7 protein-coding genes are annotated in these 9,604 nt (G+C 57.0%); all 7 read left to right on the top strand.

Features of this window, described 5'->3' with window-relative positions; all coding sequences use genetic code 11:
- Nucleotides 1-1,443, top strand: a 1,443-nt coding sequence (locus tag BR04_RS03735) for a formylglycine-generating enzyme family protein (RefSeq protein ID WP_496354650.1), incomplete at its 5' end; no start/stop codon positions are given.
- A 157-nt stretch (nucleotides 1,444-1,600) separates the two neighbouring features.
- On the top strand, nucleotides 1,601-4,204 hold the full coding sequence (gene clpB, locus BR04_RS03730) for an ATP-dependent chaperone ClpB (protein WP_496354649.1): 2,604 nt from the start codon (nucleotides 1,601-1,603) through the stop codon (nucleotides 4,202-4,204).
- A gap of 202 nt (nucleotides 4,205-4,406) precedes the next feature.
- Nucleotides 4,407-4,925: a chemotaxis protein CheW gene (locus BR04_RS03725; protein ID WP_496354648.1), complete on the top strand. Its 519-nt coding sequence runs from the start codon at nucleotides 4,407-4,409 to the stop codon at nucleotides 4,923-4,925.
- Nucleotides 4,922-5,371, top strand: a complete 450-nt coding sequence (locus tag BR04_RS03720) for a hypothetical protein (RefSeq protein WP_496354647.1) — start codon at nucleotides 4,922-4,924, stop codon at nucleotides 5,369-5,371. Before BR04_RS03725 ends, BR04_RS03720 begins: the two co-directional genes overlap by 4 nt.
- Nucleotides 5,368-7,050, top strand: a complete 1,683-nt coding sequence (locus BR04_RS03715) for a methyl-accepting chemotaxis protein (protein WP_496354646.1) — start codon at nucleotides 5,368-5,370, stop codon at nucleotides 7,048-7,050. Before BR04_RS03720 ends, BR04_RS03715 begins: the two co-directional genes overlap by 4 nt.
- Complete coding sequence (cheB, locus tag BR04_RS03710) at nucleotides 7,050-8,111, top strand: chemotaxis-specific protein-glutamate methyltransferase CheB (RefSeq protein ID WP_496354645.1); 1,062 nt, start codon at nucleotides 7,050-7,052, stop codon at nucleotides 8,109-8,111. The genes BR04_RS03715 and cheB overlap by 1 nt, the downstream gene beginning before the upstream one ends.
- Nucleotides 8,108-9,601: a CheR family methyltransferase gene (locus BR04_RS03705; RefSeq protein WP_496354644.1), complete on the top strand. Its 1,494-nt coding sequence runs from the start codon at nucleotides 8,108-8,110 to the stop codon at nucleotides 9,599-9,601. The genes cheB and BR04_RS03705 overlap by 4 nt, the downstream gene beginning before the upstream one ends.
- Nucleotides 9,602-9,604: the final 3 nt, after the last annotated feature.

Below are 9,604 nucleotides of genomic sequence, written 5' to 3'. Positions count from 1 at the left end.
ATCGAGGTGGAGGAAGGCGAAGCCTCTGAACCCATCGAACTCGGGGACGACGAAGAGCTTGTCGAAGTGGAGGAAGGGGAAGCCGCCGACTCCATGGAAATCGGGGACGATGAAGAGCTGATCGAGGTGGAAGAAGGGGAAGCCGCCGACTCCATGGAACCCGGAGACGATGAAGAGCTGATCGAAGTGGAGGGAGGGGAAGCCTCTGAACCCATGGAACCCGGAGACGATGAAGAACTGATCGAAGTGGAGGAAGATGAGGCTTCCGAAGTCCTTGAAATGGGTGAAGACGAAGAACTCCTTGATTTTGAGGGAGAAGAAGGGGATCTCGTTGCCCTGGCGGACGATGAGGAACTGATGGATGCGGATGAGGACATTCCCGAACTTCCCCTTGAGGAGGAGGCACCTGTCCTGGATCTCCTTGAGGATCAGGAGGTGGAGGAAGTGGAGGTGGAGGGAGATCTGGATCCGGATCTCTTTGAGGAGCTTGTGGAACCGGAGCCTGAATCCGATCCGGAAAGCTCTGAAGAAGAAAAGGAAGAGCCTCCGGAGCTGGGGCTTCCCTTTGGCAGTGATGAGGATTTCAGTGAGTACGACCCTGAGGACAGGGAAAAAAACAATCTCTTATCCGAGCGTTTTGACGGATATCTGGGGGCCATGGAGCGTTTTTACAACCAGTATCCCCTTATTCAGGGAGGAGGGTTCACCATCGGCTCTCCCACTCCCGGAAAGCTGGAGCTTAAGGCCCGGGAAATCACCCTTCCGGATTTTTACATGGGCCGTTTTCCCGTGACCAATGCTTTGTTTGAGGTGTTTGTGGAGCGAACCGGATACCGTACAACGGCGGAAAAAATGGGCTATGGGACAGTCTTTCAGCCCCGTTTCCGCAGGGTGAAAGATCCCGTTACGGGAGAACTCAGGGCGGTATGGCAGGCGGAAACCGCCAGCAAACGGGTGGAAGGCGCTTGCTGGTATGCCCCGGAAGGGCCGGGATCGGGTATTCACGGAAGACGCAACCATCCTGTGGTGCAGGTCAGCCTGGAAGATGCCCGCCGGTTTGCGGCCTGGATCGGGAAAAGGCTGCCGTCGGAGGAAGAATGGGAGGCTGCGGCCCGGACAGCCAAAGCGTATCCCTATCCCTGGGGAGAAAGCTGGAACGGGGAGAACGCCAATGTGGAGAGTGCGGGGATCGGCGAGACCACGGCCGTAGATGCCTTTTCTTTTGGCCGCAACATGAACTCTCTCATGGATCTTCTGGGCAATGTCATGGAATGGACCCAGACCCCCATGGAAGGGGTGAAACAGACCATGTCCCAGGTTCCGTTTTTTGTTGCCAAAGGCGGGTCTTTTATCACAGCAGGGGAACCGTCCCTTTGGTCCCGTTATCCGCTGCGGCCTGACTTTGCGGCCAATATCGTCGGCTTCCGCTGTCTGGCAGATTAGAAAAGGCCTGGGATCAGCATCCGCTGTGGCGGGTTATGCAAAATCCAGACCGTTTATTTGACAGCATCGCCCTCATGCTTATGATTTCAGGGAAAATGCCTCGGACTGTGTGGAAGAGGCCAGACCAATCCTTATGATTCCAGGAAAAGGAGACGCCATGCGTTTGGATAAATTGACCCTGAAAAGCCAGGAACTCCTTCAGGAAGCCATCAGCATTGCAGAAAACAACAGTCATCCCCAGATGGAGCCCGTTCACCTTCTTGAAGCCATGCTTCAGGATGAAAATGGTATTGCCATGGCCATATTCCGCAAAATCGGCCTGCCCCTCGAAGCCTTCCGCCATGGGGTTGCAGACCTTCTCCGGAAATCTCCCAGGGTCACGGGAGCCGTCGGGGAAAGGGGGCCCTCCCGCAGCCTCTACGGGGTGCTGGAGGCGGCCCTGAAAGAGGCCAGCACCATGAAGGATCAGTATGTGAGTGTGGAACACCTCCTTCTGGCCCTTTGCGATGAACGGGAGACTATCCGGAAACTCTTTAAAGAGTTCGGCATTTCAAGGGAGAACATCCTTGAAACTCTCCAGACCATCCGGGGCAACGACCGGGTGACGGATCCCAACCCCGAAGACAAGTATCAGGCCCTTGAAAAGTATGCGAGGGATCTCACGGATCTGGCCCGGGCAGGCAAGCTGGATCCCGTGATCGGCCGGGATGAGGAAATCCGGCGGGTGGTGCAGGTACTTTCCCGGAGAACCAAAAACAATCCCGTGCTCATCGGTGAGCCGGGGGTGGGAAAAACCGCCATCGTGGAAGGTCTTGCCCGCCGCATCGTGGAAGGGGATGTGGCCGAATCCCTGAAAAACAAGCGGCTGATGGCACTGGATATGGGGGCCCTGATCGCCGGAGCCAAGTACAGGGGCGAGTTTGAGGACAGGCTGAAGGCGGTTCTGAAAGAAGTGGAAAAGGCCGAAGGCGGGGTCATCCTTTTCATCGACGAGCTGCACACCCTGGTGGGGGCCGGTGCGGCGGAAGGCTCCATGGATGCGTCCAACATGCTGAAGCCCGCCCTGGCCCGGGGTCTTCTGCGCTGCGTGGGCGCTACCACCCTCAATGAGTATCGGAAATATATTGAAAAGGACGCGGCCCTGGAGCGGCGTTTCCAGCCGGTTCTGGCCCAGGAGCCCAGTGTGGAGGACACCATCTCCATCCTGCGGGGGCTTAAGGAAAAATACGAGGTGCATCATGGGGTGCGTATCAAGGATTCGGCCCTTGTGGCTGCCGCCACCCTGTCGGATCGCTACATCGCGGACCGCTTTCTGCCGGACAAGGCCATTGATCTTATGGATGAGTGCGCGTCCAAAATCCGCATGGAAATTGATTCCATGCCCGCCAGCATCGATGAGTTGCAGCGCCGTATGACCCAGCTTGAAATTGAGCGGGAGGCCCTGCGCAAGGAAAGTGACGCCGCCTCGGCTTCACGGCTTGAAAAGCTTGAGGCGGAACTTGCGGGCCTGAAGGAGGAAGTTCAGGAACAGCGGGGACGCTGGCAGAATGAAAAGGACACCATCGGCCGCATCCGGGAGATCAAGGAAAAAATGGAACAGCTGGGCATTGAGGAGGAGCAGGCCCAGCGCAGGGGCGATCTTGGCCGTGTGGCGGAAATCCGATATGGCCTTATGCTGGAATTGCAGAAGGAGTTTGAGGCCGCACGGGCTGCTCTGGCCGAACTTCAGAAAACCCAGCGGATGCTGCGCGAAGAGGTGGAGGCCGAAGACATTGCCGAGGTGGTGTCCCGCTGGACGGGTATTCCCGTGGCCCGCATGATGGAAGGCGAGCGGGAAAAGCTTCTGCGTCTTGAAGAGGTTCTGGGCCAGAGGGTGGTGGGCCAGAACCGGGCGGTGGAGGCGGTTTCCAATGCCGTACGCAGGGCCAGATCCGGCTTGCAGGATCCGAACCGGCCTCTGGGAAGCTTCATTTTCATGGGGCCTACGGGGGTGGGCAAGACCGAGCTTGCCAAGGCACTGGCGGCTTTTCTCTTTGATACGGAACAGGCCATGGTGCGCATCGATATGGGCGAATTCATGGAAAAGCATTCCGTGGCACGGCTCATCGGCGCGCCTCCGGGCTATGTGGGCTATGAGGAGGGCGGCTATCTCACCGAAGCGGTGCGCAGAAGGCCCTATAGTGTGCTGCTCTTTGACGAGATCGAAAAAGCCCATCCCGATGTGTTCAACGTGCTGCTTCAGGTGCTGGACGATGGCCGTCTCACCGACGGTCAGGGCCGTACCGTGGATTTCCGGAATACCCTCATTCTCATGACCTCCAATGTGGGCAGCCGTATGATTCAGGAAATGGGCGAGGGCAGACGGAAAGAAATGGAAGAGGCCGTGGAAGCGGCGTTGCGGGCCACCTTCAAACCGGAGTTCTTAAACCGCATTGACGAGACCATCATTTTTGAAGCCCTGAAACCGGAGCAGATCCGCAGCATCGTGACTCTTCAGATGAAGCGTCTGGAAGCCCGGCTCCAGGAAAAGAGGGTGACCCTTGCCTTGAGCAAGGAAGCCCTGGATTTTCTGGCGGAACGGGGGTACAGCCCGGTGTACGGGGCAAGGCCGCTCAAGCGGGCCATTCAGCAGCTTCTGGAAAACCCCCTGGCCGTGAAGATCCTCAAAGGGGAAATCCCCGAAGACAGCCGGATTGGGGTGACACTGGAATCCGGTACCGAGGGCAGGCACCTTGTTTTCCATGGGGGGAAAGGGGTGTAGAGGGTGTTTTTGGGGGGGACGGAAAAGCCTCTCAGATTCGTCCCCTGGTTCTTGACGCGCCGCTTTCCATCTGCATAGATGGAATCCATGCTCCTGAAGAGTGCGGGGGGGGGAGAGAAATCCGGAAAACCGCAGGTGTAAAAAATCCGCCATGGTTTTCCGGAATGGGGAGGGATATTTTGACACATGGAAGCGTAATGGAATGACAGACAAAGAAAACGCCTTAAGTCCGGACAGGATTCTGGCGGAAATCCGAAAAACCCGTCAAACCCGGAATGTTGTGGATGTGGAAGAGGATCAGGTCAAGATGGTGGTTTTTGCCGCAGGCAATCAGCGCTATGTCCTTTACGGAAAGGACGTGAAGGAAATCCTTGCGGATCGGGAGGTTCATCCCGTCCCCTTTCTGCCCCCCCACATACCGGGGCTTATCCATGTGCGGGGAGAGATTGAGGCGGTGATGGATCTCGGCCTGTTTCTGGGGAGCGGAAAAAAACAGGGTTCCAGCGGCGTGATCGTGATGGTACAGAAGGGGAAATTCCGTGCGGGCATCATGGTGGACGCGGTTGTGGATGTGGTGGATGTTTCCGCTGGCAGTGTAAGGCCTCCCCTTTCCAGTCTTTCCGGAGTCTTGCGGGAAGTGGTTTCAGGAACCGTTGATTTTTCCGGGGAGGCCCTGGCCCTTCTCGATGTGGAAAAACTGGCGGATCGGGTTGCTCCATGAGGGAAAACCTTCCGGATACGGGGCCTCTCACCGTGGCCCTGCTTCTTTTCAGGGCCGGGGGGCTGGAGTATGGGGTTCCGGCTTTTCAGATCCGTCACAGCGGAAAGGCTTTTCTGCATAAGGAAAGGGTACTGCCGGGACTTCCCTGGATTGTACCGCAGGAAGAAGAGGAAAGGGTCGGACTTTTTCTCCACACAGCGGGAGATAAGGAATACCTTGTTCCCATCAGCAGCATGGAAGAGGTGCTGGATGTGCCGATTTTCGACATCCGGCCCTTTCCCGACTGGCTTGCCCCCCGTGCTTGGTTGAGACGGATGTGGGGGCTTCTGGCAAGACAGGGGCGTTTTTACATCTTGCTGGATTTTGGAAGTATCCTCGGGCAGAATACCGGCATGGATGCAAAAACGGATGACCCAAAGGAAGCGCATACACAGGAATCGCCATGAAAATGACATTGCAGAAAAAGGCCCTTGGCCTGGTTGTTCTCTCCATTGCCCTCACGGCCCTGACCATGGGACTGATTTCCGCCCTCAGCACCCTGAGCCGGGAAACGGCTCAGGCGGAAGCCTACCGGGAAAACCTGCTTGCGGAAAGAAAACGGCAGCTCATGGAATATGTGGAAATGGGGGTCAATCTCATTGAGACCCTGCCTGAGGAAGAGGCCAGAAGAGCCGTTGCTGCCCTGCGGTACGGAGAGCGGGGTTATCTGTGGATCCATGATTATGGCAATGTCATGCAGGTGCATCCGGATAAGGAACTGGTGGGCAAAGACCATACCGAGGAAAAGGATGTGCGAGGTTTGCGGATCATTCACGAGCTGACCCGCATGTGCCGGGAAAAGGGAGAGGGCTTTCTCGATTATCTGTGGAAGATTCCGGGTGAAGAAGGGGCGAGGCCGAAAACCTCCTTCGCCAAGGCCGTGCCCTCCCGTCAGTGGGTGGTGGCCACGGGACTCTACATGGACGACATCGATGTGGCCGTGGCTGTGGAAAAGGCCAATATTCACAGGGAGGTAAGGGCCACCCTGCTCTTGCACCTCTGGGGAACCCTGGGAGCGCTTCTTTTTCTGACGCTTATGACCGCCTTTTGGGTTCACCGGGTTCTGGTGCGGCCCATCCAGACCCTGACACGGGTCATGCGGGGATTCGACAATGACCTCACGCTTTCGGTTCCTGTACTGTCAGGCGATGAAGTGGGAGAGCTGGGTGTGCGGTTCAATGGTCTTATCGCCAGATTGCGGGATAATATCCGTATGGTTGCGGACGTGACCGAATCCCTTCACCTGTATGCTGGCGGGATTTCCTCCAACATGCAGCAGCAGTCCAGCCTGGGCGTGGAGCTGGCCAGTTCTGTGGCGGAAATCACCTCCTCCATTGAAGAGCTTTCCTCCTCTGCGGGTCAGATTGCCCAGCACAGTCAGAGTGTGGTGACACGGACGGAGCAGACCCTGCTGGATACCCGCCACGGGGCCGGAGAAGTGGAACTGCTCACGGAAAAGATGGATACCATCAACCGGGACATGCTGGTCAATCTGCATGAGATTGTCTCTTTGGGGAAAAAATCCAAGGAGATCACAAAAATTATGGAAATCATCAATGATATTGCCAATCAGACGCGGCTCATTGCCTTTAATGCCGCCCTGGAAGCGGCCAGTGCAGGGGAGATGGGCAAACGCTTTGGTGTGGTGGCTGTGGAAATCCGGAGACTTGCGGACAGTGTGGTGGCCTCCACGGCAGAGATCGAGGGCCGCATCACGGAAATTCTGGATTCCGTGAACCGGCTGGTCATGTCTTCGGAAAAAACCGCTTCCATGATGCAGGAAGGCCACAGGGCGTCGCTGGAGACCGTGACCATGCTCATGGACGTGGTGAGTGGCGTGGAGGACTGCTCGGATTCCGCCCGCCAGATTTCCCTTTCCACCCAGCAGCAGCAGATTGCCAGCAGCCAGATTCTCATTGCCATCAAGGACATCAACCAGGGGGCACGGGATGCCACGGCTTCGGCCCAGGAGTCCAGCCGCGTGGCCGAGGAGCTGACGACGATGGCGGATCAGCTGAAGGGACTTGTGGGCACGTTCAGGCTGGAAGCATGTACACATGAAAACAGGGATTCCAGGAGCTGCTGATGGGAAAAAGGGGACAGGCAATCCGGATTCTTGTGGTGGATGACAGCGATTTCATGCGCTACAGCATTGCCTCCCTTCTTGCAAGAGATCCCGGCCTGGCCGTGGTCGGAGAGGCCCGGAACGGTCAGGAGGCTGTCACCCTGTCTTTCAGCCTGAAACCGGATCTCATTACCATGGATATTGAGATGCCGGTTTTAAACGGTCTTGAGGCCATTCAGAAAATCATGGAAAAAGCGCCCTGCCCCATTCTGGCCCTGACTTCACTTTCCGGGGTGCGTACGGCTTTCAGCGCCGTGTCCAGGGGGGCTTTGGATGTGTTTGAAAAGTCGGATATGGATCAGGAGGACGGCGACAGACTGATCCGCAGGATCAAGATGCTGGCGGATGTGGATGTGGCGGTTCACCAGATCGCCATGCAGGCCAACAGGAAAACCGGAGCGGAAAGAACCGGACTGAGGTTCCCGGAATGGCAGGCAAAAGGCCCGCTGCGGCTTATTGCCATGGCGGCTTCCACAGGCGGCCCCCAGGCCCTGAGCGCCATCCTTTCCGGATTTTCCGCTGATTTTCCTGTCCCCATGGTGGTGGCCCAGCATGTGGCACCGGGATTTACGGAGGGCATGGCCCAGTGGCTGGATTCCTGCACGGATCTGCGCGTGGTTCCGGCCCGGAACGGGGATCGCCTGAAGCCCGGTCATGTGTATCTGAACCCTGCGGAATCCACCCTGCGGGTCAGCCCCCAGGGCGTTCTCCACCTTCAGGACGGCAGCGATTCCCCTTACCATCCTTCCTGCGACAGACTGCTTTCCTCCGCAGCGGCCTCTCTGGGGCCGGATGTGGTGGGTGTGATTCTCAGCGGCATGGGAGATGACGGTGTGGCCGGAATGGCAAGTATCCGGAAAGCCGGTGGCCTCACCCTTGCTCAGAACGCTGAAAGTTCGGTGATTTTCGGTATGAACGCCCTGGCCATCCAGCAGGGCGTGGTGGAACAGGTGCTTTCCCCCGCCGGAATTACGGCTCTCCTTCTGCATCTTGCGGAAAAAGACAGGAAAAGTGCGTTGTGAATGCGGAAAGCCCGGAAATTCCGGAAGCGCAGCTGGAGCCTTTTAAACGACTGATCCTGAAGGAGTTCGGCTTTTCTCTGGGATCGGACAGGGAGGCCTCCCTGAACGCCGGTCTTAAGAGCCGGATGCAGGCGCTTCAGATGACTTCCCTTTCTGGCTATTTCTTGCTTCTGGAGCGGGATGCCCAGGAAAGAAACCGGCTGGTGGAGCACCTTACCGTCAATGAGACCTATTTTTTCCGGGAATCCAGCTACCTCCATCTCATGCGGAATCTTCTGATTCCAGAGTTTATGACCCGCCAGCCCCAAAACCGGATCCGGATTCTCAGTGCGGGCTGTTCCACGGGTGAGGAACCCTACTCCATCGCCATGGTGCTGCATGAGCGTTACGGGCAGGAGGCGGCCCGGCTTTTTGAAATCACAGGTGTGGATCTGGATACCGCCGCCATCCGGAAAGCCATGGGCGGCGTATACGGCAGGCACTCTTTTCGCGGCATGGATCAGGAAAGGCTGGATCGCTATTTTGAGCCTGCACTTCAGGGGCAGTACAGAATACGCAAAGAGATCAGGAACATGGTCTCCTTTGAGACAGCCAACCTCCGCAGCAGCACTTATCCCGGTTCCATGCATGGAACAGACCTCATCTTTTACCGGAATGTCTCCATCTATTTTGCCGCTTCCGTACAGGCCGAAGTCTTCACACGGCTGGCGGAATGCCTGAATACGCGAGGCGTTCTCATCGTGAGTGCTACGGAAACCCTGCATCACAATCTCGGCGTCCTTTCCCTTGTGGAACGGGAGGGGCTTTTCATGTATCAGAAACTGCCGGAAAAGCTTCTCCCGGAACGAAAACCGATGCGACCGATTCGGAACCTTGTCAGATCGGTTTTGAAAAGGAAACCTCCTGTTTCCCTTTCCCCAGAAATCCGGGAACCTGTCCCGATCCCGGCTCCAGCCGTGGAAGGGGATGTCCGCAGTCTTTTTGATGAGGCTCTGGCCAGAGTGACGGTCCATTGTCCGGATCAGGCCCTTATCCTCCTGAAGAGACTTCTGGTCAGAGATCCCGCTTTTATTCATGGGCATACCCTCATGGCCAGCCTGTTTCTTAACAGCGGAAATCTTGAAGAGGCAAAAACCGCGGCTGACAGAGCGTTGCATATCGATTCCCTCTGTCTTCCCGCCAGCCTTATGCTGGGCCTGATTGCCTGCCAGAAGGATGAACAGGCCGAGGCCCTGAAGTGCTTCAGGGAGATTCTCTACCGGGATGCCCGATGCTGGCCGGCCCATTTCTACCTTGCCGAGCTTGCCAGCCGGATGGGAGAAAAGAGGCGGGCCCTGGCCGCCTATGGGGCAGCCCTGGAGATCCTGGGGAGCGGCAGGGTGGAAGATCTGGGAACCCTGTATTTTCCCCTGCGTTTCCATGCGGAACAGTTTCAGGCACTGTGCAGGCATAAGCTGGATCTTTTGAAGGAAGGTGAACAAGGAAGGTAAATA

The sequence above is a fragment of the Desulfobotulus sapovorans DSM 2055 genome, assembly GCF_059569355.1.
This window is presented reverse-complemented; position numbering and strand designations above follow the sequence as displayed.

What these genes read in the sequence shown, in the direction of transcription:
- clpB (WP_496354649.1), top strand. Translation starts at nt 1,601, where the DNA reads ATGCGTTTGGATAAATTGACCCTGAAAAGCCAGGAACTCCTTCAGGAA.
- BR04_RS03725 (WP_496354648.1), top strand. Translation starts at nt 4,407, where the DNA reads ATGACAGACAAAGAAAACGCCTTAAGTCCGGACAGGATTCTGGCGGAA.
- BR04_RS03720 (WP_496354647.1), top strand. Translation starts at nt 4,922, where the DNA reads ATGAGGGAAAACCTTCCGGATACGGGGCCTCTCACCGTGGCCCTGCTT.
- BR04_RS03715 (WP_496354646.1), top strand. Translation starts at nt 5,368, where the DNA reads ATGAAAATGACATTGCAGAAAAAGGCCCTTGGCCTGGTTGTTCTCTCC.
- cheB (WP_496354645.1), top strand. Translation starts at nt 7,050, where the DNA reads ATGGGAAAAAGGGGACAGGCAATCCGGATTCTTGTGGTGGATGACAGC.